Here is a 26565-nt window from a genome sequence, read left to right as displayed (position 1 = left end):
GATCCGGAAGCGAGGGCCTAGGCTCATCGGTACCGCCGGGTCGCGGCGTGCGGGGTCGGGCACCGCATGCGCACCGGAGCACCAGCGGTACTTGAGCGCCGTTCCCGGACGGGAGCGCCGCCGGGCAAGGAGGACCGCATGACCGTACGGCGAGTAATGGGCATCGAGACGGAGTACGGAATCTCCGTCCCGGGGCATCCGAACGCCAATGCCATGCTCACCTCGTCCCAGATCGTCAACGCCTACGCGGCGGCGATGCACCGGGCGCGGCGCGCCCGCTGGGACTTCGAGGAGGAGAATCCGCTGCGGGACGCCCGCGGCTTCGACCTCGCCCGCGAGGCCGCCGACTCCAGCCAGCTCACGGACGAGGACATCGGGCTGGCGAATGTGATCCTCACCAACGGCGCCCGGCTCTACGTCGACCACGCCCACCCCGAGTACAGCTCCCCCGAGGTCACCAACCCGAGGGACGCCGTCCTCTGGGACAAGGCGGGGGAGCGGATCATGGCGGCCGCCGCCGAGCGCGCCGCGCTGCTCCCCGGTGCCCAGCCGATCCACCTCTACAAGAACAACACCGACAACAAGGGCGCGTCCTACGGCACCCACGAGAATTACCTGATGAAGCGGGAGACCCCGTTCTCGGACATCGTGCGCCATCTGACGCCGTTCTTCGTCTGCCGCCAGGTGGTCACCGGCGCCGGCCGGGTCGGCATCGGCCAGGACGGCCACGAACACGGTTTCCAGATCAGTCAGCGGGCCGACTACTTCGAGGTCGAGGTCGGTCTGGAGACCACGCTGAAGCGGCCCATCATCAACACCCGGGACGAGCCGCACTCCGACGCCGAGAAGTACCGGCGGCTTCATGTGATCATCGGCGATGCGAATCTCTCGGAGATTTCCACCTATCTCAAACTCGGCACCACGGCTCTGGTGCTCTCCATGATCGAGGACAATTTCATCGCGGTCGATCTGGCGGTGGACCAGCCGGTGCGGACCCTGCACCGGGTCTCCCACGACCCCGGCCTGAAGCAGCTGATCACGCTCCGCAGTGGACGGACCCTGACCGCCGTCCAGCTCCAGATGGAGTACTACGAGCTGGCCAGGAAGTATGTCGAGGAGCGGTACGGCGCCGACGCCGACGAGCAGACCACCGATGTGCTCAGCCGCTGGGAGGACACCCTCAACCGGCTGGAGAACGATCCGATGAGCCTGGCCGGGGAGCTGGACTGGGTGGCCAAACGGGAGCTGATGGAGGGCTACCGCCGCCGGGACGGTCTGGACTGGGACGCGGCCCGCCTCCATCTGGTGGACCTCCAGTACGCCGACGTACGCCCCGAGAAGGGCCTGTACAACCGTCTGGCGGCCCGCGGCAGGATGAAGCGGCTGCTGGCCGAGGACGATGTGGTACGGGCGGAGACCGAGCCTCCGGAGGACACCCGGGCCTACTTCCGGGGCCGCTGCCTGGCGCAGTACGCGGACGACGTGGCGGCGGCGAGCTGGGACTCGGTGATCTTCGATCTGCCGGGCCGGGATTCCCTCCAGCGGGTGCCGACCCTGGAGCCGCTGCGCGGCACCCGGAGCCACGTCAAGGACCTGCTGGACCGCTGCCGTACGGCGGAGGACCTGGTCAGGGTGCTCTCGGGCCATTGAATCCGGCCCCGGTGGCCCGGCGGGATCCGGAGGAGCGGGCGGGTCTAAAGGGCCGGTGCCCGGGAATCATCTCGGGAACGGTGGATCACGGAAACCGGCGAAGGGCGGAACTGCGGAAACACGAACCGTGGAACCGCGGAATCACAGAGGAGGTCCTCCGGCGTTGAGAAAGTACAGGGCCGTTGTCGGACGCTCCTTGTAATGTCCGGGTAGCGTCTGATCATGACCGGACGGATCACGTCAGGGCCAACCGAGCGGGGTGAGGGACATGGCGACCAAGGACACCGGCGGCGGACAGCAGAAGGCCACGCGTTCCACGGAGGAGGTCGAGGAGCAGACCCAGGACGCACAGGCGTCCGAGGACCTCAAGGAGCGGCAGGAGAAGCTCTCCGACGACGTCGACTCCGTACTCGACGAGATCGACGACGTCCTGGAGGAGAACGCGGAGGACTTCGTGCGCTCCTTTGTGCAGAAGGGCGGCGAGTGACCTCCTGAGCGCAGGAGGAGAGCGCCGGACGTCCGCCCCGTGCCCCCGCCCGCCGGGGGAAAGGGGGCACCGGGGCGGATGACCGGTCACGGCGCGGGTAAGGTCCGTGCACAGTTCGTAAGATCGGCCCGCGCTCCCGAGCCGGGCCGCCGCCTACCCGGAAGGGATCGCGTGGAAGCCAATTCCCGTAGCACCGGGCGTCTGCCGGCAGCCTTCCTGACGCCCGGCTCGTCGTCGTTCATGGATTTCCTCGGCGAGCACTCCCCGGAGCTGCTCCCGGGCAACCGGGAGCTCCCGGCGGTGCAGGGCGCCTTCGAAGCCCCGCATGGCACCACCATCGTCGCGGTCACCTTTCCCGGCGGTGTGGTGATCGCCGGTGACCGGCGGGCCACGATGGGCAACATGATCTCCCAGCGGGACATGGAGAAGGTGTTCCCGGCCGACGAGTATTCGGCCGTGGGAATCGCCGGCACCGCCGGGCTCGCGGTGGAGATGGTGAAGCTCTTCCAGCTGGAGCTGGAGCACTTCGAGAAGGTCGAGGGCGCCCAGCTGTCCCTGGAGGGCAAGGCCAACCGTCTCTCCACCATGATCCGCGGCAATCTGGGCATGGCCATGCAGGGCCTGGCCGTGGTGCCGCTGTTCGCGGGGTACGACGTCGGCCGTGAGCGGGGCCGGATCTTCTCGTACGACGTCACCGGCGGCCGCTTCGAGGAGCAGGGCTACACCGCTACCGGATCCGGTTCGGTCTTCGCCCGCGGCTCCCTGAAGAAGCTCTACCGTGACGATCTGACCAAGGACCAGGCCGTCACCCTGGTGGTCCAGGCGCTGTACGACGCAGCCGACGACGATTCGGCGACCGGCGGACCCGATGTGGCGCGCCGGATCTACCCGATCGTCGTGGTCATCGACGACGAAGGCGTCGACCGCCTGACCGCGGAGCGGTCCTCGGAGGTGGCCCGTTCGGTCGTCCAGCACCGGATGGAACAGCCGGACGGCCCGCGCGCCGCGCTCCTCTGATGCTCCCGCCACTGACAGAAAACTGGAAGAAAGGGTCGGATAGCCGGTGACGACACCGTTCTACGTCTCGCCCGCCCAGGCCATGCAGGACCGGGCGGAATACGCCCGCAAGGGCATTGCCCGGGGCCGCAGCCTCGTGGTGCTGCAGTACGCCGACGGCATTGTGTTCGTCGGCGAGAATCCGTCCCGCGCGCTGCACAAGTTCAGCGAGATCTACGACCGGATCGGCTTTGCGGCCGCCGGTAAGTACAACGAGTACGAGAACCTCAGGATCGGCGGTGTCCGCTATGCCGACCTGCGGGGTTACACCTACGATCGCGACGATGTGACCGCGCGCGGGCTGGCGAACGTCTACGCCCAGACGCTCGGCACCATCTTCTCCAGCCAGGCCGAGAAGCCCTACGAGGTGGAGCTGGTGGTCGCCGAGGTCGGCGACACCGCCGAAGGCGACCAGATCTACCGGCTGCCGCACGACGGTTCGATCGTGGACGAGCACGGCTCGGTCGCGGTCGGCGGCAACGCCGAGCAGATCAGCACCTATCTCGACCAGCGGCACAATGACGGGATGTCCCTGTCGGAGGCGCTGAAGCTGGCCGTCCAGGCGCTCTCCAACCAGACCAACGGCAGCGAGCGGGAGATCCCCGCGGACCGGCTGGAGGTCGCGGTCCTCGACCGTACGAGACCGCAGAAGCGCAAGTTCAAGAGGATCGTCGGCAGCCGGCTCTCGCGGCTGCTGGAGGAGCCCGGCGGTGCCGCAGCGCCCCCGTCGGAACCTTCCGCCGACCCTGCCGGGGAGTCCGGGGAGGGCTCCGCCGGACCGGAGGAGAGCGGACAGTAGTCCGGCCGCCCCACCGGCCGCCCGCCGGTGGGGCCCGCCCGGGTCAGCTCTCGGGCAGTGACCAGCGGCGGAAGCCCCGGGGGCCCTCGGTGAGCCAGGTGCCGTCGCCCAGCGCGGTCGCCGGGCCCGGCGGCTCCGGATAACGCAGGGCGCCCAGCGGGCGCAGAGTGGCCGCCGAGCAGAGCCAGTGCCGGGCCGTCGGCCGGCGCCCCGGCCGCTGCTGCCGCGCCGCGACCAGCAGCTTTCCGGCGTTCAGGGTGCAGACGTCCTCGAAGACCGCATCGGACTCCCGGTGGCCCCCATCGGCACGGTCGGCACCGTCTGCGTGGCGGTTTTCCGGCTCCCGGCCGGTGAGTTCCGCCAGGTCGTAACGGACGACGGGTTCGTCGGCGGTGATGTCGTGGACCGCGAGTTCGTCGCGGTCGTCGTCCGGGGCGAGCCGTTCGGCGCGGCGCAGGGTCAGCGGGCGCTCCGTGCCGGGGACGAAGCCCACGACCTCCCGCATCCGGGTGCCGCCGCGCAGATGGAGTCCGTCGCGTCGCGGCGCCACCCACCAGGTCGACCAGGAGTACCAGGCTGTCCAGCACGACAGGCCGAGCAGCCGCCCGCCGGGGTGCCAGCGCTGGGTGACGACGGAGGCCCGGCTGTTCAGGGGGCGGGCGGCCCGGATCCGGCCGTCCGCGGCGTCCACCAGCAGCAGCACGTCCCGCCCCCGGCAGAGCCGGGGCAGCCCGTCGGGCAGCGGCTCCCCGCACTCCGTATCGCCGTCCGGAGCGGGGACGAGCACCCCGATCAGGGTGCCGTCGGGGCTGACGGCCGGAGTGCCGGGGGCCATCGGCGGCCCCGAGCCGCCGCGCCACGGCGGATGCGGCAGCTCCCAGCGGAGGCCGCCGTCCGCACCGACGGACCGGATCCGGTCGGCCTCGGCGATCACCGCTCCGCCGCCGAGCGGGGCGGCGGGCGCCGTGGCCGGTACGTCCACCGCGCTCAGGGGCGCACCGCCGCCGAGGAAGGCCTCGGTGTCGTAGATCTCCAGGCGGTCCTCGCGCCGCACTGCCAGCAGGGTGCCCGCGGCCGTCACCACCGTGCCCGGAGCCGTGTCCACCGCCCCCGCCGGGACGGCGTCGATGGGTGTCTCCGCCGGGCTCGTCATGATCGTGATCGTGGCACGCCCCGCGCGCACCCTCAAGGGCCTGCGGTTCACCGCAATGCGGCGGTCACGCCACCGGGACGGGGCCGTACGGACGGTACGGTTCCGTCCCGGCCCCGGTCGGGTGCCGCTCGGTGGCCGGTCCGGTGGTCAGTCCGGGGGCGGCGGGGCGGTGGAGCCCCGCACGACCAGCTCGACCGGGAGGTCGCCGCCCGGGGACCGTTCGCCGTCCAGGGCGGCCAGCAGGGCGGTCATCCCGCGTTCGCCGACGCGTTCGGCGGGCAGGGCGACCGTGGTCAGTTCGGGTTCCAGGGCCGTGGCGAGGGTCAGATCGTCGAATCCGGTGACCGAGATATCGCCGGGGATGCGCAGCCCCAGCCGCCGTACGGCCTTGGTGACACCGGCGGCCTGGAAATCCCCGTCGCAGACGATCGCGGTCGGCAGCGGACCGGGTTCGCGCAGGGCCGCCTCGGCCGCGGCGCGGGCCGGATCGACGGCGAGCGGGGCGCGTACGGTCCGTACCGCGGTGCCGGGGGCCCGGCCGAGCGCCTCGGCCAGGGCCCGGGCGCGGACGTCGAAGGTCCAGGACCTCACATCCGACGCCAGATGGAGGAAGCGGCGGTGGCCGAGGCCCAGCAGATGGTCCGCGATCCGCCGCATTCCGTCGGCGATGTCGATGTTCACCCGGGCGGCGGCCGTCCGGTCGGCGGGGTCGCTGTCCAGCATCACCAGCGGAAGACCGGAGTCGTGCAGCGTCCGCAGCGCCTCGGTGGCCATCGAGGAGGCGATCACCCCGTCCAGCGCGGCACGCGCCGACGCGAACGGGTCCCGGGCGCGTTCCTGCACATCGGGGGCGGGGTAGACGACGACGCCGAAGCCGTGTTCGGCGGCGACCGACGCCGCTCCCGTGTACACGCGGGCGAAGAACTCGTTGGTGAGCGCCGGGACGACCAGCAACGCGGTACGGGTGCGGCCGAGCCGTAGGCTCCGGGCCGCCAGATTGGGGCGGTAGCCCAGGTCACGGGCGGCGCCGCGGACCGTGTCCGCGGTCCGCTCGGAGACCCGGCCGCGCCATTTGCCGCCGAGGACGAGGGAGACCGTGGCCTGCGAGACGCCGGCGGCCCGCGCCACGTCCCTGCTGGTGGGCCGGGTAGCGGCCGTGGAGCCGCCCGCGGCGGGGCCCTCTGCCATGGGTGCCTTTCCTCGGGCGCAGGTGAACGCCTTCAACATAGCGCCGGGACCCGGCCCGGCCCCGGCCAGGGGCCGCGGGGGAGGACTCGACCGGGAGCCCCCGGCCGTGATACGTATAACGCGTTGGGTTATACGTAACACTTCGCCGGGGCGAAGGGGAAGGCCGGGACAGCATGGGGGCAGGGGGTGCCGGCGCGGGCCGGACCGGTTACGGGGATGTGCTCCGGATGCCGTACGCCGCGCGGTTGCTCGGCGGGACGCTGGTCGGGCGGCTGCCGCACGCCACCGGACCGGTGGCCGTGGTGCTGTTCACCCGGGCCGAAGGCGGCAGTTACAGCCTCGCGGGCGCCCTGGCCGCGGTATACGGAGTCGCCACGGCGGTCGGGCAGCCGCTGCTCGGCCGGGCCGTCGACCTCAAGGGGCAGCTCCGGGTGCAGCTGCCGGCCGCCGTGGTGTCCGCGCTGGGCATGGTGCTGCTGGCCGTCGCCGGGATCGGTTCGCTGCCGGTCGCCTTCGGGGCCGTCGCGGTGGCCGGACTCTTCACCCCGCCCCTGGAGGGCGGGCTGCGGGCGCTGTGGCCCACGGTGCTGCGCGACGAGGAGCGGGTCCACCGGGCGTACGCCCTTGACGCGGTCGCCCAGGAGGTCATGTTCACCGTGGGGCCGCTGCTGGTGACCCTGCTGGTATCGCTCCGTTCCGAGGCCGCCGCCCTGGTGGTGATCAACGTCCTCGGGGTGCTCGGCGCCCTGGCGGTCGTCTCCAGCGAACCCTCGCGCACCTGGCGGTCCGCGCCCCGCGAGGCCCACTGGCTGGGTGCACTGCGCTCACCCGGGCTGCTGGCCCTCTTCGGCGCCTTCTTCTTCGTCGGGCTCGCCCTCGGCTCCATCACCGTCGCCGGGGTCGCCTACGCCGACGACCACGGCCGGGACGAGATCTACGGCTGGCTGCTGGCGGCGCTGAGCTTCGGCGCCCTGGTCGGCGGCGTGGTGTACGGCGCGCGGCACTGGCCCGGCACCCCCGAGAGCAGGCTCAGGGCGATCACGGCCCTGCTGGCCCTCGGCTATCTGCCGCTGGCGCTCACCCCGGGAGTCGTCCCCATGCTCGGCCTCGCCGCGCTGTCCGGCGTCTTCCTCGCCCCCGCGCTGGCCTGCTCCTTCGTCGTGGTCGACCGGCACGCCCCGGCGGGGACGGTCACCGAGGCCTTCTCCTGGCTGGTGACGGCCTTCGGAGTGGGGGCCGCGGCCGGGACCGCCGTGGCCGGGCCCGTGGTCGAAGGGGCGGGTACCGCGTGGAGCTTCTCCGTCGCGGGCGCGGCCGGACTCGCCGCGCTGCTGGTGCTGACGGCCACTTCGCGGGTGCTCGCGGCGCCCGCTGCCGCCGGGTGCCCGGTACGTTCCGGCTCCGTTCCGGCGGCCCCGGAACCGGACGACTTCGCGGACACGCGTTTCGGCTCCGGGGAAAATGATCGCAACGGTGCGGCCGAACCCGGTTTCAGCTCCGGGCGTGAGGCGTAATGTTCAGACATGGACCGCCGCATTTTCGGGCTGGAGAACGAGTACGGCGTCACGTGCACGTTCAGGGGACAGCGCCGACTGTCACCTGACGAAGTGGCGCGCTACCTCTTCCGCCGTGTCGTGTCATGGGGCCGCAGCAGCAATGTGTTTCTGCGCAACGGCGCCCGCCTCTACCTCGATGTGGGTTCGCATCCGGAGTACGCGACACCGGAATGCGACAACGTGACCGAGCTGGTCACGCACGACAAGGCGGGCGAGCGCATTCTGGAAGGTCTGCTCGTCGACGCGGAACGCCGCCTGCACGAGGAGGGGATCGCGGGCGACGTCTATCTCTTCAAGAACAACACCGATTCCGCCGGAAACTCCTACGGCTGCCACGAAAACTATCTCGTCGCCCGCCACGGGGAGTTCTCGCGCCTCGCCGACATCCTCATCCCCTTCCTGGTCACCCGGCAGCTGCTCTGCGGCGCCGGAAAGGTGCTCCAGACCCCGCGCGGCGCGGTCTACTGCGTCAGCCAGCGCGCCGAGCACATCTGGGAGGGCGTCAGCTCCGCCACCACCCGCTCCCGCCCCATCATCAACACCCGGGACGAGCCGCACGCCGATGCCGAGCGCTACCGCCGGCTGCATGTGATCGTCGGCGACTCCAACATGTCCGAAACCACGATGCTGCTGAAGGTCGGGGCGACGGATCTGGTGCTCCGGATGATCGAAGCCGGGACCGTGATGCGGGATCTCACCCTGGAGAACCCGATCCGGGCGATCCGCGAGGTCAGCCATGACACCACGGGGCAGCGCAAGGTCCGTCTGGCCAGCGGCCGGGAGGCCTCCGCGCTGGAGGTGCAGCGGGAGTACTACGAGAAGGCCGTCGACTTCGTGGAGCGGCGCGGAATCCGCACCGGCACCGTCGAACAGGTGCTGGAGCTCTGGGGCCGTACCCTCGACGCCATCGAGGAGCAGGACCTCGACCGGATCGCGACCGAAATCGACTGGGTCATGAAGTACCAGCTCATCGAGCAGTACCGGGCCAAGCACAATATGAGCATGTCGCATCCCCGGGTCGCGCAGATAGACCTCGCGTACCACGACATCCACCGCCGCCGGGGGCTCTACTACCTGCTGGAGCGGAAGGGGCGGGCCGCCCGGATCTGCAACGACCTGAAGATCTTCGAGGGCAAGTCGGTGCCGCCGCAGACCACCAGGGCGCGGCTGCGCGGCGACTTCATCCGCCGGGCCCAGGAGCAGCGCCGGGACTTCACCGTCGACTGGGTGCACCTCAAGCTCAACGACCAGGCGCAGCGCACGGTCCTCTGCAAGGACCCGTTCCGTTCGGTCGACGACCGGGTGGAGAAGCTCATCGCCGGAATGTGACCCGCGGCGGGAGTGATCCCCGTCACCCGCGCATCCGGCGGTCCGATCTGTCACACCAAACGGTGGAACGCCGCCCGGGCCCCGTACGTTCTGCGTGCGGGGCCCTCCGCACGCCCTAGAGTGTCGGGGACTCTCCACCCGTGACGTCTGAGATCTGAGGAACACGTGCGTCGACCTGCCGGCCTCCGGGCCCTCTGCGGCCTCCTCGTCGTACCCGCACTGCTGCTGTCGACAGCGGCGTGCGGGAGCGAGGACAAGGGCTCCGATTCCATCTCGTCCAAGGGCGGCCTCCCCGCCATCACCGACGGGGCCGCCTTCGGCGAGAAGCCCACCCTGGCCAAGGGCGAGGGCACCCCGCCCAAGGAGCTGAAGATCGAAGTTCTCAGCGAGGGCAAGGGCGCCGTCCTGAAGAAGGGCGACCAGGCCCAGGTCAACTACTACGGCCAGGAGTGGGACGAGACCGAGCCGTTCGACACCAGTTTCGGCAAGGGCCAGCCCTTCCCGGTCACCATCGGCGGCGGCGGGGTCATCGAGGGCTGGCAGAAGGCGCTGGACAAGCAGAAGGTCGGCAGCCGGCTGGAGGTTTCGATCCCGCCGGACCTCGCCTACGGCAAGACCGCCCGCGGTGACATCAAGGCCAACGCCACCCTGGTGTTCGTGATGGACATCGTCAAGGGGACGACCGTTCCGCAGGCCGCCAAGGGCACCGCCGTACCGCAGACGGACGCCGCGCTGCCGAAGGTCGGCGTCAACACCGACGGCAAGGCACCCTCGGTGACCTTCCCGAAGGACGCCGAGGCCCCGAAGAAGCTGGTCTCGGAGTACGTGCTGGAGGGCTCCGGCCCGGCGGTGACCGACAAGGACAGCGTCGTCGTGAAGTACGACGCCTTCCTGTGGGACGGTGCCAAGAAGTTCGGCGGCACCTACGCGATGGACATGACCGAGACGCTCAACCTGCAGAACCTCGGTGTCAAGGGCCTCAAGGACGGTCTGGTCGGCAAGAAGGTCGGCAGCCGGGTGCTGCTCGTCGTCCCGCCGGACCAGGGCTTCGGCGACCAGGAGCAGCAGGGCATCCCGAAGAACTCCACGATGGTCTTCGCGATGGACATTCTGGCGAAGGTGTAAGACTGTCCCGGTTGTCCGTTCATCATTCGAGGAGCAAGCAGCAGTGAGCATCGAGAAGCCCGAGATCGACTTCCCGGGCGGCGAGCCGCCGAAGGACCTGGAGATCAAGGAGATCTGGGAGGGCGACGGCGCCGAGGCCAAGGCCGGCAACTTCGTCTCCGTTCACTATGTGGGCGTGGCCTTCTCCACCGGCGAGGAGTTCGACGCCTCCTGGAACCGGGGCCAGGCGTTCCAGTTCCAGCTGGGTGCCGGTCAGGTCATCGCCGGCTGGGACAAGGGCGTGCAGGGGATGAAGGTCGGCGGCCGCCGTCAGCTCACCATCCCCGCCCACCTCGGCTACGGAGACCGGGGCGCGGGCGGCCGGATCAAGCCCGGCGAGACGCTGATCTTCGTCGTGGACCTGATCTCCGTCTGAGGTCATCCGCGTTTTCAGTGGGCTCCGCGGGTTCCGCGGTTCTCTGCTTCCGCCGCTCCGGGTTCCCTCGCGAGTACGCGGCCGGCCGCTCCGTGCGGCCGGGTCATTGGCCCGCGCCCCTTTCCGGGGGTGCGGGCCTCTGCCGTTTCCGGGCGGCCTCGCCCGGAGCCCTCCCCGGGCGCCGTACCGCCCGGGTGATTCGTCCCTTCCATCCGGAACATCCCGTCGTTGTCCCCAGGGCGTCGGCCCAACTTTCACCCGGACGCCCCGGGGCGGTACGGTCGTCGGGCGGGACCCGGGATCCGACCGGAACGATCCGAAGAACCAGAAGAGGTGCGGGGCGTCGATGGCGATTGCCAAGGCCGAGCGGCTGATGAATCTGGCGCTGTGCCTGCTCGGAACGCGCCGCCCGCTCAGCAAGCGCGAGCTGCGCGAGTCCATCGAGGCCTATGTCGAGGCCTTCCGGCCCACCGACCCCTCGGCCGGATCGGACGAGTCCTTCAACCGGATGTTCGAACGCGACAAGGACGATCTGCGCGAACTCGGCCTGGTCATCGAGACGGTGGAGAACCTCGACGGAGAGGTCGGCTATCTCGCCCGCCGTGACAGCAACCGGCTGCCGCCGATCACCTTCGACGCCGAGGAGGCGGCCGCTCTCGGGGTCGCCGCCCGGGTCTGGCAGCAGGCCCGGCTCGCCGGAGCCGCCAGCGGGGCGCTCCAGAAGCTGCGGGCCGCCGGAATGCCGGAGGCCGAGGAGGCGTACGAGGAGCGGCCCAGCGCGCTGGAGCCGAGGATCCCCGTCCACGAGGCCGCGTTCGAACCGCTGATGCTCGCCTGCCGTGACCGGCGGCCCGTCGTCTTCGACTACCGCAAGTCCAGCGCCGCCCGTCCCGAACAGCGCCAGATCGAACCGTGGACCCTGGAGTGCTGGCGCGGGCACTGGTACCTCGCGGGCTGGGACCGCGACCGGGGTGCCGAGCGGGTGTTCCGGCTCTCCCGGATCACCGGCCGGGTCCGCTCCAGGACCGGCTCCTTCACCGCACCCGTACCCGATGTCTCCACGGTCCGCGAGACCGTGGAGAGCTGGGCGGGGGAGACGGCCACCCGCACGGCACTGATCAGGCTCCGCTCCGGCGCCGGCTATCCGCTGCGTGCCCGCGCGTCCTCCGTCCGCGCCGCCGGACCGGACTGGGACGAGCTGGAGATTCCGTACGGACACGGACTCGACGCCTGGCTCGTCGAGTTCGGTCCCGATGTCGTCGTGGTGGAACCGGCCGGTCTGCGGGCCGATGTCATGGACCGGCTGCGTGCCGTGGCCCAGGGTTGAGAGAGGTGGGCTGAGCCGTGGCGGCCAATGCCATCGACCAGACCAGGCGGATGCTCTCCCTGGTCACCTATCTGCGGGAACGTCCCGGCGCACGCGTCGAGGACGTGGCGCGGGCCTTCGGGATCACCGAGGACGAACTGATCTCCGATCTCGATCTGCTGCCGATGTGCGGGACGAGCTTCCGCGGCGGCGATCTGCTGGACATCGACACCGACGGCGACCGGATCTGGTGGCACAACCCGGACGATGTCGCGGAGCCGCTGCGGCTGGCGGCGGACGAGGCGACCGCGCTGCTGGTCGCCGCCCGGGCGGTGGCCACCCTGCCGGGTCTGCGCGAGAGCGACCGGGAAGCGCTGCTGCGGGCCACCGCCAAACTGGAGACGGCGGCCGGAGAGGCGGCCGGGGCGTCCTCCCGGCTCTCGGTGACCTTCGAATCCGAGGGCGGGGTCTTCGCCGCCGTCGACCGGGCGATCACCGAGAAGCGGCGGCTCTGGCTCCGCTACTACTCACCGGCGCGCGACGAACTCACCGAGCGCGAGGTGGACCCGGTCCGGCTGTTCGCCGTCGGGCACACCTATCTGGAGGGGTGGTGCCGGCTCTCCGAGGCGCGCCGCACCTTCCGGCTCGACCGGGTCGCCGAGATCAGGCTGCTGGATGCCCCGGCCGCCCCGCCCGAGATCGAACCGCGGGATCTGTCGGATCTGTCGAAGGGGCTGGTCCAGCCGTCCGCCGACGATCCCGAGGTGGTGGTCGAGGTGGGGCTCGGCGGGCGCTGGGTCGCCGAGTACTATCCGCACGACCGGGCCGAGGAACTGCCCGGCGGCGGACTCCGGATCACGCTGCGCACCTCATCGCCCGCCTCCCTGCGGCGGCTCGCACTGCGGCTGGGCGCGGACGGGCGGATCACGGAGCCCGCGGATCTGGCGGAGAGCGCGCGGCGGGCGGCCCGGGAGGCGCTGGCCGCCTACGAGGGCCTCGGATAGCGGTTCCCGTCTCCGGGCCGGGGCGGGCCGGTCCCGCCGCCCGGTGCGGCGATCCGGTCCGGTTCGGCCCTTCGGGGCCGTGTTCGCGGCGGATCCCGGAATTGTCCGGAAACGATGCCTTGTTGTGGCGGGTGTTGTGCCGATTTCCGTCCACGGGCGGACAGCGGGACCCCCCGCGCGAGATCATTCGGCCGGGACGTCGGCCGGGACGTACCGACCAAGGTTGAGGAGATTCGTGTCACATGTCACTCATGTCCGATATTGCGGGCGCCGCTTCGGCGGCCGGGTCCGTGCTCTTCAGGGCCATGTGCCCCGACTGCCGCGCCCGGTGTGAGCTGAGCGCGCAGGCCCTGCGGCTGGCCATCGGCGGCAGCCGCCGTACCACCTTCTACTCCTTCACCTGCCCCGAATGCGGTTCCGCCGTCCGCAGGCCCGCGGGGGAGCGGATCGTCGAACTCCTCACCGGCGGCGGGGTCAGCACCCTCCGCCTTCAGCCCGTGGCCGCGCCCGCGGCCCGTACCCCCTCCAACCTCCAGGTGTAACGCCCATGCTCTGGCCCGTGCTCGCCATCGTCCTCGGCTTCGCCGGGATCGCCGTCCTCGGCGCCCTCGGTATCAGGGTCTTCGTCGAAGCCCGGCGGCTGGGGCGGGAGGTGGCCCGGGCGACGGAGCGGATCGGGCAGGCGTCGGAGAGCCTGGAGCGGGCCGCCGGAGACCTCGCCCGCAACGGCGGCCGCACCCTCTGAACCGCACCGGGCGCAGGGCCCGGCCCGCTACCGGGCGCCCGCTCGGGGGAATCGCCCCCGACCGGGGCTTCTCCGGCCGGGGCGCCGTGGGCCCGACGGTTTGCGGACGATCTTCGTTGGGCGGGTTCAGGCCGTGTCCCCGAGAGCCGGTACCCACGGTGTTCGCGCGGTAACCGGCCAGGTCGCCGGGGGTTCCCGGCCATATGGCGGATGCACGGGCATTGCCCTGTGTTCACTGCTTGGGGTTACGATCGCTGACAGCATCGTGGTCGGACGTCTGTCCGCCCACCGCGCGCCCGCCACACCCCAGCCGCCTCGGTGAGAAGGTACACGCTTATGTTCGGTGGAAAGATTGGCCCCGGTGAGATCGTTCTGATCCTCGTCGTGATCATCCTCCTGTTCGGCGCCAAGAAGCTTCCGGACATGGCCCGTTCCCTGGGCAAGTCGGCTCGCATCCTCAAGAGCGAGGCCAAGGCGATGAAGGCCGAGAGTCAGGACACCGCGGCAGCCGCCCCGCCGCAGCCCGGCCCCGGCCAGGAGCAGCAGCCCGGCCAGCGGACGATCCAGGCCGCGCCCGGCGATGTGACGAGTTCCCGCCCGGTGTCGGAGCCGACGGACTCCGCCCAGCGCTGAGACAGGGCCGCCCACAGGCCCGCCGGGAGAGGCGGGCCTGCCGCACGAGATGAGGACGTGGGTTGCTCAAGCCTGCCCGCAAGAAGGAGAAGGACCCCGAGGGGCGGATGCCTCTCGTGGAGCATCTGCGCGAGCTGAGGAACCGGCTGGCGAAGGGCATCCTGGCCATCCTGGTCGTCACGGTCGTGGCCGCCTTCTTCTACAACGACATCATCAACTTCATCACCAAGCCGATCCTGGACTCGGTGGGCTGTGACGCCTCCTTCTCGGAGCTGCAGAAGAAGCCCGAGGGCACCACCTGTGCCCAGATCACCATCAACGGCCTGCTCACCCCCTTCACCCTCGCGCTGAAGGTGTCGCTGATGGCGGGCATCGTCCTCGCCTCGCCGGTCTGGCTGTACCAGTTGTGGGCCTTCGTGGCACCGGGGCTCCACCGCGGCGAGAAGAAGTACGCCCTCGCGTTCGTCGGTGCGGGTTCCCCGCTCTTCTTCATGGGCGCCTACTTCGCCTACACGGTCCTGCCGACCACGGCGGAGGTCCTCATCCAGTTCACGCCCACGGACGTGGACAACCTCCTGCCGTTGGACGATCTGCTCGACCTGGTGACCCGGATGGTGGTCGTCTTCGGGCTCGCCTTCGAACTGCCCCTGCTGCTGGTGATGCTGAACTTCGGCGGGGTCGTCACCGGGCGGCGGATGCTCGGCTGGTGGCGCGCGATGATCATGGGCATCACGGTCTTCTCGGCGATCGCCACCCCCAGCACCGAGCCGCTGACGATGATGGCCCTCGCGGCCCCCATCGTCGTCCTGTACTTCCTCGCCACCGGTGTCTCCCTCCTCAACGACCGGCGGCGCAGGCTGCGGGAGCTGCGGGGGCCGCGCGACGACGAGGCCTCCGACCTCGACCTCTCACCCTCCGAGATCGGAGAGGTCGAGACGATCGGTGCCCCGCGCAGTTCGCCGGAGCAGACGGGCCGCGAGGGCGACGGCGGCCGGGCCCACCGGGTGAACGGCTACGACGACATCACCTGAGACGGGCCGTATCCCCCGGCGAGCGGGCGCAGGGGAACGATGCGGAAGCGGGGCCGGACGGGATTCTCCGTCCGGCCCCGTGCCCTGTCCGGCCCCGTGCCGGCCCGTCCCTGTCCGGCCGCGTGCCGGGTCCGGGCCGGACCCGGGCCGTGGGGCCCTGCCCCGGGCTCCACGTGCGGTCCCGGATCCCTTCGCCCGCCTTGCCGTAACCTCACCCCGGTGACCAGTGAGATCACGCTCTTCGTCAATCCCACGGCGGGCCGCGGCCGCGGCGCCGGGGCTGCCCGGCCGGCGGCCCGCGTCCTGCGCGACGCCGGATACTCCGTGCGTACCGTTCTCGGCGAGGACGCCCCCGACGCCCTGCGCCGGGCCCGGGAAGCCGTCGCCGGGGGCACCGGAGGGCTGATCGCCGTCGGCGGCGACGGACTGGTCTCCCTCGCCCTCCAGGCCGTCGCCGGGACCCCCACGCCCCTCGGTGTGGTCGCCGTCGGCACCGGCAACGACTTCGCCCGCTCCCTGCGGCTGCCGGTCCGCGACCCCGCCGCGGCCGCCCGGATCGCCGCCGACGCCCTCAAGGGCGGCGGCGGGCGCGAGATCGACCTCGGGCGGGTGGGGGACCGCTGGTTCGGCACCGTCCTGGCCTCCGGCTTCGACTCCCGTGTCAGCGAACGCGGCAACCGCATGGGCCGGATCGCCGGCCGCTTCACCTACGAGGCCGCGCTGCTCGCCGAACTCGCGGCGCTGCGGCCCGTCCCGTACCGCCTCACCCTCGACGGCGGCCGGACCCGGGCCGTGGAGGCGATCCTGATCGCCGTCGGCAACGGCGATTCCTACGGCGGCGGCATGCGGATCTGCGCCGGAGCCGTACCCGACGACGGACTGCTGGACGTGATCGTGGTGGCGGCGTGCAGCCGGACCACCCTGCTCCGGGTCTTCCCCCGGGTCTACCGCGGCACCCATCTCGGCCATCCGAAGGTCACCGTGTACCGGGCCCGCTCGGTCGCGCTGGCCGCGGAGGGACTGACCGGCTGGGCGGACGGCGAACGCGTCGGCCCGCTGCCGCTGACCGCGGAGTGCGTGCCCGCGGCCGTCCGGGTGCTCGCACACCGGGAGTGACCGGCGGATCACCTGTCGTACCGGAACCGCCGGGGGAGCCGGGCCGTTCGGCCGCTCCCCGGCGCTCCCCGGCGGCGAAGCAATAAGGCCGGGCTGAGTGTCGTACCCGGCGGGTAGGCTCGTGGACAAGATGACCGAAGATCTCTCTCCCGCCGAGCGCTATGCCGCCGCCCGTGTCCGGGCCGCGGAGCAGGCCACCGCGCTGGCCCCCTTCCGCGAGATGTACGAGTTCGACCTGGACCCCTTCCAGATCGACGCCTGCCGGGCGCTGGAGGCCGGCCGCGGCGTGCTCGTGGCCGCGCCCACCGGCTCCGGCAAGACCATCGTCGGCGAATTCGCCGTCCACCTCGCCCTCCAGCAGGGCCGGAAGTGTTTCTACACCACCCCGATCAAAGCCCTGTCCAACCAGAAGTACGCGGATCTCGTCAAGCGGTACGGCGCCGGCAAGGTCGGCCTCCTCACCGGTGACAACAGCGTCAATTCCGAGGCGCCCGTGGTCGTCATGACCACCGAGGTGCTGCGGAACATGCTGTACGCGGGATCGCAGTCGCTGCGCGGACTCGGCTATGTGGTCATGGACGAGGTCCACTACCTCTCGGACCGCTTCCGGGGCGCCGTCTGGGAAGAGGTGATCATCCACCTCCCCGATTCGGTCACTCTGGTGTCACTGAGCGCCACCGTGTCGAACGCGGAGGAGTTCGGCGACTGGCTGGATACCGTCCGCGGCGATACCGCGGTCATCGTCTCCGAGGAGCGGCCCGTTCCGCTCTGGCAGCACGTGATGGCCGGACGGCGGATGTACGACCTCTTCGAGGAGGAGACCGACCACGGCGGCCGGGGCACCGGGCGGCGCGAGGTCAATCCCGATCTGGTCCGGCTGGCCCGGACCGAGAACCAGCGTTCGTACAACCCCCGGGACCGGCGCCGCGGCAAGATGGTCCGCGAGGCCGACCGGGAGCGGGAGCGGCGCAGCCGGTCCCGGATCTGGACACCGGGCCGCCCCGAGGTCATCGAGCGGCTCGACGCCGAGGGCCTGCTGCCCGCGATCACGTTCATCTTCAGCCGCGCGGCCTGCGAAGCGGCCGTCCAGCAGTGCCTCTACGCGGGCCTGAGGCTCAACGACGACACGGCCCGGCTCCGGGTCCGGGAGATCGTCGAGGAGCGGACGTCCGCGATCCCCACCGAGGACCTCAACGTCCTCGGGTACTACGAATGGCTGGAGGGCCTGGAGCGCGGTATCGCCGCCCACCACGCCGGAATGCTGCCCACCTTCAAGGAGGTGGTCGAGGAGCTGTTCGTCCGCGGACTGGTCAAGGCGGTCTTCGCCACCGAGACCCTGGCGCTCGGCATCAACATGCCCGCGCGCTCCGTCGTCCTGGAGAAGCTCGTCAAGTGGAACGGCGAACAGCACGCCGATATCACCCCCGGTGAGTACACCCAGCTCACCGGACGGGCCGGGCGGCGCGGTATCGACGTCGAAGGCCATGCGGTGGTCCTCTGGCAGCGGGCCATGGACCCGGCCGCGCTGGCCGGTCTGGCCGGCACCCGGACCTATCCGCTGCGCTCCAGCTTCCGGCCGTCGTACAACATGGCGGTCAATCTGGTCGAGCAGTTCGGGCGCCACCGTTCGCGGGAGCTGCTGGAGACCTCCTTCGCGCAGTTCCAGGCCGACCGCTCGGTGGTCGGCATCTCGCGCCAGGTCCAGAAGAACGAGACGGGCCTGGAGGGTTACCGCGAGGGCATGACCTGCCACCTCGGTGACTTCGAGGAGTACGCGCGGCTCCGCCGCGAGCTGAAGGACCGGGAGAACGAGCTGGCCAAGCAGGGCGCGGCCCAGCGGCGCGCGGCCGCGGCGGTCTCCCTGGAGAAGCTGAAGCCGGGCGATGTCATCCATGTCCCGACGGGCAAGTTCGCCGGTCTCGCGCTCGTTCTCGACCCCGGTATCCCGGCCGGCCGGACCAACGGACACCGCGGCTTCGAGCACCACGACGGTCCCCGCCCGCTGGTCCTCACGGCGGAGCGGCAGGTCAAGCGGCTGGCCTCGATGGACTTCCCGGTGCCCGTCGAACCGCTGGAGCGGATGCGGATCCCGAAGTCCTTCAATCCGCGATCCCCGCAGTCGCGGCGCGATCTGGCGTCCGCGCTGCGCACCAAGGCCGGGCATATCGTGCCCGACCGGCACCGCAAGCAGCGGTCCGCCGCGGCGGACGACCGGGACATCACCCGGCTGCGGTCGGAGCTGCGGGCGCATCCGTGCCACGGCTGCTCGGAGCGCGAGGACCATGCCCGCTGGGCGGAGCGCTACCACCGGCTGCTGCGGGACACCCGCCAGCTGGAGCGGCGGATCGAAGGCCGGACGAACACCATCGCGCGTACCTTCGACCGGATCGTCGCCCTGCTGACGGAGCTGGACTACCTCCGTGCCGACGAGGTCACCCCGCACGGCCGCCGCCTCGCCCGGCTCTACGGCGAACTCGACCTGCTGGCCAGCGAATGCCTGCGGGACGGGGTCTGGGAGGGCCTGACCCCGGCCGAACTGGCGGCGTGCGCCTCCGCCCTGGTCTACGAGTCGCGGCAGTCCGACGACGCGGTGGCCCCCAAGGTGCCCGGCGGGGCGGCGAAGACGGCCCTCGGCCGGATGGTCCGGATCTGGGGGAAGCTGGACGCCCTGGAGGAGGACTTCAAGATCAACCAGGCGGAGGGGGTCGGCCAGCGCGAGCCCGACCTCGGCTTCGCCTGGGCGGCGTACCAGTGGGCGTCGGACAAGAGCCTGGACGAGGTGCTGCGGGAGACCGAGATGCCCGCGGGCGACTTCGTCCGCTGGACGAAGCAGGTCATCGACGTCCTCGGGCAGATCGCGGCGGCCGCCCCCCGGGAGGGGAGCACGGTCGCGAAGAACGCCCGCAAGGCGGTGGACGCGGTGCTGAGGGGGGTCGTGGCCTACAGCTCGGTGGGCTGAGCCTTTCCCTTCGGCCGGACCGGCCGGAAATCCGTGGGCCGGTGACGAGCGTCACCGGCCCACGGACGTTCCCCGGGTGCGGGATCCGGACGCCGGGTCAGGCGTCGAGGCCGCGGGCCCGGCTGAAGCGGTCCCGGGCCTCGCCCAGATCGACCAGGGGAGCCGGATAGCCGAGCCGGGCGCGGTCGTCCGGGGCGGGGTCGTGGACCGCGGGTCCCGGCACGGAGGCGAGTTCGGGGACCCAGCGGCGGACGTACGAGCCGTCGGGGTCGAAACGGCGGGCCTGGGCCAGGGGGTTGAGGATCCGGTTCGGGCGGGTGTCCGTGCCGGTGCCCGCCACCCACTGCCAGTTGAGCTGGTTGTTCGCCAGGTCCCCGTCGACCAGCAGGCTCAGGAAATGGGCGGCGCCCGTCCGCCAGTCCGCGTACAGGGTCTTGGCGAGATAGCTCGCCGTCAGCAGCCGGGCCCGGTTGTGCATCCAGCCCTCGTGCCGGAGCTGGCGCATGCCCGCGTCCACGACGGGACAGCCGGTACGGCCCTCCCGCCACGCGGTGATCTCCTTCTCGTCGTCGCGCCAGCGGTCGCCGCGGGTCCGGTAGTCGGCCTTGGCGGCGTCCGGACGGGCCGCCAGCACCTGGTGGTGGAAGTCCCGCCAGGCCAGTTGGCGGACGAAGGCCTCGGCCCCGGCTCCGCCGCGGTCCCCGGCCCGCCGCACCAGTTCGGCCGCCGAAAGGCTGCCGAAGTGGAGGTGCGGGGAGAGCCGGGAGGTCGCGTCGCCCGCCAGATCGTCATGGCGCTCCTCGTACGCGTCCACCCCGGAACCCGTCCTGGCCAGCCAGCTCTTCACCTGCTGCCGCCCCTCTTCCTCGCCGCCGCGGGCGAGTCCGGGCGACACTCCGGTGACCTCGGCACGGGCGGGCAGCGGCTCGCCCGCCATGTCCGGGACCGCGATCCGGCGCGGTGCGGTGACCACCGGACGGATCCCGGCCGCCGCCCAGCGGCGGAAGTAGGGCGTGAAGACGGCGAAGTGGTCGCGGTTCGCGGGGGTCACCCCGCCCGGTGGCAGAGCGGTCACCACACCGTCGTGGACCCGCAGCGCACAGCCCAGCGGGGCCAGCGCGGCCTCCAGGGCCTTCTCCCGCCCGGCCGCGTACGCGCTGACCCCGGCGGCGAGGTGCACCGACCGCGCCCCGGTCTCGGTGACGATCCGGCCCACCGCGGCGACGACGTCACCGGAGCGGACCACCAGCCGCCCGCCGCGCCCGCGCAGCCCTGCGTCGAGCGAGGCGAGACAGTCGGCGAGGAAGGCACGGCGGTTGGGCGCGTCAAAACCGGCCCGGTGGATCCCCGGATCGCGGACGAACAGGGGCACCACCTCATCGGCTTCGCGAACGGCGGCGGCGAGCGCGGGCTGATCGTGCACCCGCAGATCGGAGGTGAAGAGCATGACGGAGACGGGCATGTGCCGTCCCTACCAGCTACAGCACCGCGCGGGCCGGATTTCGGCCGAATCGGGGCGGGCGGGTCGGCGCGGAACCGGCGGCAGCGGCCGTCCGGGGCGGTCGACAGCGGCCCCCGGCGCTCCGGGAGGGTGCGGCTTCACGACGAGCCGACAAGATCACCGGCGGGACGGCGGTGAACGGGTGTGCCGGTCCGCGGGCCGGTTCTCCGGCCCCGGGGTTACGCCGCGCGGGGCGCCGGACCGGGGGGCGGTGACTCCTGCTCCCGCTCCACCTGGTCGTTCCACTCGCGCTTCACCGCGCGCCACGCCTCGTCGGACTGGCCGAGTCGCCAGTAGCCGGAGATCGACAGCTGCTCCCGGGGGACCCCTCGCTCCAGCCGCAGATAACGGCGCAGCTCCTTCACACACGCAGCCTCCCCGTGGACGAAGGCGCAGACCCGGCCCTCGGGGAAGTCGAGCCCGGTCACGGCCTCGACCAGCGCCTCACCCACCGGCCGGGCGCCGCGGTGCAGCCAGTGCACGGCGATCCCGTCCGGGGTGACGATCTTCTGCTCCTCCGCCGGGCCCTCCACCTCCACGAAGGCGTGGACGACCGCGCCCTCCGGCATCTGCTCCAGCGCTGCCGCGATCGCGGGCAGCGCACTCTCGTCACCGGCCAGCAGATGCCAGTCGGCGGCCGGATCGGGGGCATAGCCGCCGCCGGGGCCGAGGATCCGGATCGGGTCGCCGGTCCGGGCCCGCGCCGCCCACGGGCCCGCCAGACCCTCGTCGCCGTGGACGACGAAGTCGATGGTCAGCTCGCCGGCCGGGGCGTCCCAGCTCCGTACCGTGTACGTCCGGTTGGCGGGCCACTGCTCGCGCGGGAACTCGGCCTTGATCCGGTCGATGTCCCACGGCTCCGGATAGGACACGCCCGCCGCCGGGAAGACCAGCTTCACATAGCTGTCGGTGGAGCCGTCCGTACGGAACCCGGCCAGGCCCTCGCCGCCGAAGACGAGCCGGACCATATGCGGGGTGAGCCGTTCGGTGTGCACCACACGGGCCTCGTGGAGCGTCGGTGACTTTCGGGCGGGTCGTTCTGTCACGGCGCTCTCCCTGGAATCGTGTGCGTGCTTAGGCTTACCTAAGTTAACACCAGGCCCGGGAAACAACAGCCCGGGAACGCCGTACGGACACGGCTGAACACCGCCGGATCTGCGGCGGCCGGTGGTGGAACGCGTCCGGCCGGACCGGACACGGCCCGGCGGATCAGGCGCGCAGCACCGCCAGCAGTCGCTGGAGGGCGTTTCCCAGCCCCCACTGCCGGGCCAGTTCCTCCAGTGCCGCCGGATCACGCGGCTCCGAAGGCAGCGCCGGATCGAACTCCGGCAGCGGTACGTCCGCCGCCACCCGCACCACCTTCGGCGCGACCGCCAGATACTCCCGGGCCTCGTCCAGTCTGCGGCGCTGCGCCGGGGTCAGCTTCGACCGCGGATCACCGGCCGCGGCGATGATCCCGGCCAGATCGCCGTACGCCTCCAGCAGTTTGGCCGCGGTCTTCTCGCCGATGCCCGGAACGCCCGGCAGCCCGTCGCTCGGATCGCCGCGCAGCAGCGCCAGATCCGCGTAGCCGGGGCCGTCCACGCCGTACTTCCCGCGCAGCCAGGCCTCGTCCGTCGTCTGGAGGGTGCCCACCCCTTTCAGGGGGTAGAGCACCCGGCGGGACCGGGCGTCGTCGACCAGCTGGAACAGGTCGCGGTCGCCCGTGACGATGTCGACCGGGCCGGTGGCCCGAGCGGTGAGCGTGCCGATGACATCGTCCGCCTCGTATCCGTCGGCGCCGACCCGGGCGATGCCGAGGGCGTCGAGGACGTCCACGATCACGGGCACCTGGGGCGCCAGGGTGTCGGGGGTCTCCTCCTCGTCCGGCCCGGACTCGGTCTCCTCGGCGACGCGGTGCGCCTTGTAGGAGGGGATCAGCTCGACCCGCCACTGCGGCCGCCAGTCGTTGTCCCAGCAGGCGACGAGATCGTCCGGCCGGTGGTCCTGCACCAGGCGCGCGATGAAGTCGAGCAGCCCGCGCACGGCGTTGACCGGGGTGCCGTCGGGAGCGCGGACCGAGTCGGGGACCCCGAAATAGGCCCGGAAGTACAGGGATGCGGTGTCGAGGAGCATCAGGCGTCGCGTCACACCCCGATGATGCCGTACACCACCGACACCGTCCCGGAGCCACGGCCCCGCTCCCCGCTCCCCGCTCCGGCCGGGCCCACTCCCGGCCCCCCTCGGCCCCGCCGTGCTCCGCGCCTGCCGCCGCCGGGCCCCGCTGTCCCGCCCCGGTACGGCCGGGGAAGCTCCACTGTTGCGTGATGTGAGTCACTGTTGCGTTTGGCGCTACGGGCCGGGGGCAGGCGCGCCGCCGGAGCCGAACCGGCGGTTTCCGGCCGCAGGGCCGGAGGCGGACGGCGGCGGCGGGCCGATCCCGCCAGGCTCCACGGTCCGCCCGGATGGGGGCGGCGGACCGTTCCGGCACGAGACGCGAGGTGTATGTGTCCAGGCTCCAGGCGGAGCATCTGTACAAGGTGTTCGGCAGACGATCCGACGAAGCGGTGCGGCGGCTCGAAAGCGGCGCGACCCGCGACGAGCTGCGTGCCGACGGCGCGACGGCGGCGGTCATCGACGCCTCCTTCACCGTCGACCCGGGGCAGATCTTCGTGGTCATGGGCCTTTCGGGCTCCGGTAAGTCGACCCTGCTGCGGATGCTCAACGGACTGCTCGAACCCACCGCCGGCCGCGTCCTGTTCGACGGCCGCGACCTGACCGCGCTGAACCGCCGGGAGCTGCGGTCCGTCCGCTCCCGCCGGATCAGCATGGTCTTCCAGCACTTCGCGCTCTTCCCCCATCGCAGCGTGTCGGAGAACGCCGCGTACGGGCTCGAAGTGCAGGGCATCGACCGTGCCGAACGGGAGGAGCGGGCCCGGGAGGCACTGGCCCTGGCCGGTCTCGCGGGCTGGGAGGACTCCTGGCCCGACGAGCTGTCCGGCGGGATGCAGCAGCGCGTGGGCCTGGCCCGGGCCCTGGCCACCGACGCCGACCTGCTGCTGATGGACGAGTCCTTCAGCGCGCTGGACCCGCTGATCCGCCGCGATATGCAGGATCAGCTCCTGGAACTCCAGAAGACCCTGAAGAAGACCATCGTCTTCATCACCCACGACCTCAACGAGGCGATGCGTCTCGGTGACCGGATCGCGGTGATGCGCGACGGCAGGGTCGTCCAGCAGGGCACGGCGGAGGACATCCTCATCAACCCCGCCGACGACTACGTCGCCTCCTTCACCCAGGACGTCGACCGCACCCGGGTGCTGACCGCGGGCGCGATCATGGCCGATCCGGAGAGCGCCTACGGCACCCGGACCGACGAGGGCACGGAACTGCGGTCCGCCGCCGAGGTGCTCGGCGCGGCGCCCGCCGTCGTCCGCGCGGACACCCCCATCACCGAGCTGTTCACCCCGTGCTCGCGCAGCGGGGCCGCCGTGGCCGTCGCCTGCGAGCGGGGCGAACTGATCGGTGTCGTACCGAGGGCGAGGCTGCTCGCCGTGCTGGGCGAGCCGATGAAGCCGGAACCGGATCCGGCTTCCGGGACCGACGGCACCGACGGGACCGACGGCACCGACGGGACCGACGGGACCGACGCGACTGCCGACCGGGCCGGAACCACGGCCGCCGAGGCGGTGGCCCATGCCTAGACTCCCCCTCGGAGAGTGGATCGACAGCGCCGTCGACTGGCTCCAAACCCATCTCACCTGGCTGTTCGACGCCATCAGCAGTGTCGTCACCGGAATGTACGACGGTCTCGACGCGGCCCTGTCCGCGCCCGAGCCGCTGCTCTTCGCCGGAATCCTGGCCGTGCTCGCCTGGTGGCTGCGCGGACTCCTCGCCGGAGCCCTTGCTTTCGCCGGCTTCGCCCTGATCGACTCGGTCGCCCTCTGGGACGAGGCGATGTCGACGCTCGCGCTGGTGCTCGTCGCCACGATCGTCACCCTGGCGATCGCCGTACCGCTCGGTGTCTGGGCGTCCCGATCGGACCGGGTCAGCGCCGTCGTCCGGCCCGTACTCGACTTCATGCAGACCATGCCGGCGATGGTCTACCTCATTCCGGGCATCATCTTCTTCGGGGTCGGCGTGGTCCCGGGGATCATCGCCACCATCGTGTTCGCCCTGCCCCCCGGCGTACGGATGACCGAACTCGGCATCCGCCAGGTCGACGGGGAGCTGGTCGAGGCCGCCGAGGCGTTCGGCACCACCCCCCGCGACACCCTGTTCCGGGTGCAGCTCCCGCTGGCGCTGCCGACGATCATGGCCGGGGTCAACCAGGTCATCATGCTGGGCCTGTCCATGGTCGTCATCGCGGGCATGGTCGGCGGCGGCGGTCTCGGCGGCGAGGTCTACAGCGCCATCGGCAATATCGACATCGGCCTCGGTTTCGAGGCGGGCGTGTCCATCGTGATCCTCGCCATGTACCTCGACCGGATCACCGGTCAGCTGGGCCGCCAGGTCTCCCCGCTGGGCCGCCGGGCGATCGCCCGCGCCCGGTCGCTGGCGGGCGGCCCCGGCCTGTGGAACCACCGGCCCCAGCCGGCCGTCGCGATGGTCGGTGTGGTCGTCCTGGCGCTGGTCGCGGGCGGTATGAACGTCTTCGGCGGGTCCGGCACCGGCGCGAACACCGTCACGGGCGCCGCGAACGTCGGCAAGGGCAAGAAGCTGACGATGGGCTATATCCCGTGGGACGAGGCCGTGGCCTCCACCTATCTGTGGAAGGAGCTGCTGGAGCGGCGCGGCTTCGAGGTCGAGGCCGGGCAGCTGGAGACCGGCGCCCTCTACACGGGGCTCGCCAACGGCCAGATCGACTTCCAGACCGACTCCTGGCTGCCGGTGACCCATGCCTCGTACTGGAAGAAGTACGGCGACCGGCTGGAGGATCTCGGCGCCTGGTACGGGCCGACCTCGCTGGAGCTGGCGGTCCCCTCGTACGTCAAGGGCATCGACTCCCTCGACGACCTCAAGGGGAAGGGCGGGACCTTCAAGGGCCGGATCATCGGCATCGAGCCGAGCGCCGGGATGATGGGCCTGCTGAAGGAGAAGGTGCTCGGCGGGTACGGTCTCGACGGCGAGTACCGGGTCGTCGACGGCTCCACGCCCGGCATGCTCGCCGAGCTGAAGCGGGCGTACGCGAAGAAGGAACCGGTCGTGGTCACGCTCTGGTCCCCGCACTGGGCCTACAGCAGTTACGAGCTGAAGAAGCTGGAGGACCCCCGGGGCGCCTGGGGCACCGGTGACGGGGTGCACACCCTGGCCCGCAAGGGCTTCACCGCGGATCACCCCGAGGCCGGGAAGTGGCTTAAGGACTTCCGGATGACCGAGAAGCAGCTCACCGATCTGGAGGCGGAGATCCAGCGGACCGGCAAGGGCAAGGAGCAGCAGGCCGTCCGCACCTGGCTCAACGACAATCCGGGCTTCGTGGACAAGACGGTCCCGGTGGCGGGCTGACCCTTCCCGTACCCGGTGGCACGGGGTG

Annotated in this window: 23 protein-coding genes; 18 read left to right on the top strand and 5 right to left on the bottom strand. The window is 71.5% G+C overall.

What is annotated here, in order from left to right; translation table 11 throughout:
* Nucleotides 1-138 precede the first annotated feature (138 nt).
* From dop to prcA, 4 genes are all read left to right on the top strand, one after another.
* Nucleotides 139-1650 carry a depupylase/deamidase Dop gene (dop, locus tag ACIQ9E_RS14215; RefSeq protein ID WP_403706604.1) on the top strand — a complete coding sequence of 504 codons (1512 nt, stop codon included), beginning with the start codon at nucleotides 139-141 and terminating at the stop codon, nucleotides 1648-1650.
* 268 nt (nucleotides 1651-1918) lie between these two features.
* Entirely contained in the window at nucleotides 1919-2137 is a 219-nt protein-coding gene (locus ACIQ9E_RS14210) for a ubiquitin-like protein Pup (RefSeq protein ID WP_006350198.1), read from the top strand.
* Between the two features lie 171 nt (nucleotides 2138-2308).
* The gene (prcB, locus tag ACIQ9E_RS14205; protein WP_403706602.1) at nucleotides 2309-3154 is read left to right on the top strand and encodes a proteasome subunit beta; all 846 of its coding nucleotides are present in this window, start codon (nucleotides 2309-2311) and stop codon (nucleotides 3152-3154) included.
* A gap of 46 nt (nucleotides 3155-3200) precedes the next feature.
* On the top strand, nucleotides 3201-3992 hold the full coding sequence (prcA, locus tag ACIQ9E_RS14200; RefSeq protein ID WP_403706600.1) for a proteasome subunit alpha: 792 nt from the start codon (nucleotides 3201-3203) through the stop codon (nucleotides 3990-3992).
* Between the two features lie 43 nt (nucleotides 3993-4035).
* On the opposite strand, the gene ACIQ9E_RS14195 is transcribed toward prcA, so the two are convergent.
* The gene (locus ACIQ9E_RS14195) at nucleotides 4036-5145 is read right to left on the bottom strand and encodes a hypothetical protein (protein ID WP_403706598.1); all 1110 of its coding nucleotides are present in this window, start codon (nucleotides 5143-5145) and stop codon (nucleotides 4036-4038) included.
* A gap of 147 nt (nucleotides 5146-5292) precedes the next feature.
* Nucleotides 5293-6333, bottom strand: a complete 1041-nt coding sequence (locus ACIQ9E_RS14190; RefSeq protein ID WP_403706596.1) for a LacI family DNA-binding transcriptional regulator — start codon at nucleotides 6331-6333, stop codon at nucleotides 5293-5295.
* Nucleotides 6334-6506: 173 nt separating this feature from the next.
* Between ACIQ9E_RS14190 and ACIQ9E_RS14185 the strand changes: the two genes are divergently transcribed.
* The 12 genes from ACIQ9E_RS14185 to ACIQ9E_RS14130 all read left to right on the top strand — a co-directional run bounded on the left by ACIQ9E_RS14185 (nucleotide 6507) and on the right by ACIQ9E_RS14130 (nucleotide 19552).
* The gene (locus ACIQ9E_RS14185; RefSeq protein WP_403706594.1) at nucleotides 6507-7847 is read left to right on the top strand and encodes an MFS transporter; all 1341 of its coding nucleotides are present in this window, start codon (nucleotides 6507-6509) and stop codon (nucleotides 7845-7847) included.
* A 9-nt stretch (nucleotides 7848-7856) separates the two neighbouring features.
* On the top strand, nucleotides 7857-9218 hold the full coding sequence (gene pafA, locus ACIQ9E_RS14180) for a Pup--protein ligase (protein ID WP_006350204.1): 1362 nt from the start codon (nucleotides 7857-7859) through the stop codon (nucleotides 9216-9218).
* 165 nt (nucleotides 9219-9383) lie between these two features.
* On the top strand, nucleotides 9384-10343 hold the full coding sequence (locus ACIQ9E_RS14175) for an FKBP-type peptidyl-prolyl cis-trans isomerase (RefSeq protein ID WP_403706592.1): 960 nt from the start codon (nucleotides 9384-9386) through the stop codon (nucleotides 10341-10343).
* Nucleotides 10344-10386: 43 nt separating this feature from the next.
* Complete coding sequence (locus tag ACIQ9E_RS14170) at nucleotides 10387-10758, top strand: FKBP-type peptidyl-prolyl cis-trans isomerase (protein WP_366260432.1); 372 nt, start codon at nucleotides 10387-10389, stop codon at nucleotides 10756-10758.
* A gap of 346 nt (nucleotides 10759-11104) precedes the next feature.
* Entirely contained in the window at nucleotides 11105-12085 is a 981-nt protein-coding gene (locus tag ACIQ9E_RS14165; RefSeq protein ID WP_403706590.1) for a helix-turn-helix transcriptional regulator, read from the top strand.
* A gap of 17 nt (nucleotides 12086-12102) precedes the next feature.
* Nucleotides 12103-13068 carry a WYL domain-containing protein gene (locus ACIQ9E_RS14160; RefSeq protein ID WP_366260433.1) on the top strand — a complete coding sequence of 322 codons (966 nt, stop codon included), beginning with the start codon at nucleotides 12103-12105 and terminating at the stop codon, nucleotides 13066-13068.
* Between the two features lie 242 nt (nucleotides 13069-13310).
* Entirely contained in the window at nucleotides 13311-13610 is a 300-nt protein-coding gene (locus tag ACIQ9E_RS14155) for a hypothetical protein (RefSeq protein ID WP_403706588.1), read from the top strand.
* 5 nt (nucleotides 13611-13615) lie between these two features.
* Entirely contained in the window at nucleotides 13616-13813 is a 198-nt protein-coding gene (locus ACIQ9E_RS14150; RefSeq protein WP_403706586.1) for a hypothetical protein, read from the top strand.
* 336 nt (nucleotides 13814-14149) lie between these two features.
* Nucleotides 14150-14446 (top strand): Sec-independent protein translocase subunit TatA, encoded by a 297-nt coding sequence (gene tatA / locus ACIQ9E_RS14145; RefSeq protein WP_366260435.1) that lies wholly within the window; start codon nucleotides 14150-14152, stop codon nucleotides 14444-14446.
* A 62-nt stretch (nucleotides 14447-14508) separates the two neighbouring features.
* Nucleotides 14509-15477, top strand: coding sequence for a twin-arginine translocase subunit TatC (gene tatC, locus ACIQ9E_RS14140; protein ID WP_403706584.1), 969 nt, complete (start codon nucleotides 14509-14511; stop codon nucleotides 15475-15477).
* A 219-nt stretch (nucleotides 15478-15696) separates the two neighbouring features.
* Nucleotides 15697-16593, top strand: a complete 897-nt coding sequence (locus ACIQ9E_RS14135) for a diacylglycerol kinase (protein ID WP_403706582.1) — start codon at nucleotides 15697-15699, stop codon at nucleotides 16591-16593.
* 130 nt (nucleotides 16594-16723) lie between these two features.
* On the top strand, nucleotides 16724-19552 hold the full coding sequence (locus ACIQ9E_RS14130; protein WP_403706580.1) for a DEAD/DEAH box helicase: 2829 nt from the start codon (nucleotides 16724-16726) through the stop codon (nucleotides 19550-19552).
* 97 nt (nucleotides 19553-19649) lie between these two features.
* On the opposite strand, the gene ACIQ9E_RS14125 is transcribed toward ACIQ9E_RS14130, so the two are convergent.
* The 3 genes from ACIQ9E_RS14125 to ACIQ9E_RS14115 form a co-directional block, all read right to left on the bottom strand.
* Entirely contained in the window at nucleotides 19650-21014 is a 1365-nt protein-coding gene (locus ACIQ9E_RS14125) for a cryptochrome/photolyase family protein (protein ID WP_403706579.1), read from the bottom strand.
* A 218-nt stretch (nucleotides 21015-21232) separates the two neighbouring features.
* Nucleotides 21233-22099 carry a siderophore-interacting protein gene (locus ACIQ9E_RS14120; protein ID WP_403706577.1) on the bottom strand — a complete coding sequence of 289 codons (867 nt, stop codon included), beginning with the start codon at nucleotides 22097-22099 and terminating at the stop codon, nucleotides 21233-21235.
* A gap of 163 nt (nucleotides 22100-22262) precedes the next feature.
* Nucleotides 22263-23183, bottom strand: a complete 921-nt coding sequence (locus ACIQ9E_RS14115) for a 5'-3' exonuclease H3TH domain-containing protein (protein ID WP_403706575.1) — start codon at nucleotides 23181-23183, stop codon at nucleotides 22263-22265.
* 356 nt (nucleotides 23184-23539) lie between these two features.
* Here ACIQ9E_RS14115 and ACIQ9E_RS14110 point away from each other — a divergent pair, with 356 nt between their 5' ends.
* Complete coding sequence (locus tag ACIQ9E_RS14110; protein WP_403706573.1) at nucleotides 23540-24736, top strand: glycine betaine/L-proline ABC transporter ATP-binding protein; 1197 nt, start codon at nucleotides 23540-23542, stop codon at nucleotides 24734-24736.
* Entirely contained in the window at nucleotides 24729-26537 is a 1809-nt protein-coding gene (locus tag ACIQ9E_RS14105) for an ABC transporter permease/substrate binding protein (RefSeq protein ID WP_403706571.1), read from the top strand. Before ACIQ9E_RS14110 ends, ACIQ9E_RS14105 begins: the two co-directional genes overlap by 8 nt.
* Nucleotides 26538-26565 lie beyond the last annotated feature (28 nt).

This window comes from Streptomyces sp. NPDC094448 (genome assembly GCF_044763775.1).
GTDB lineage: Bacteria > Actinomycetota > Actinomycetes > Streptomycetales > Streptomycetaceae > Streptomyces.
This window is presented reverse-complemented; position numbering and strand designations above follow the sequence as displayed.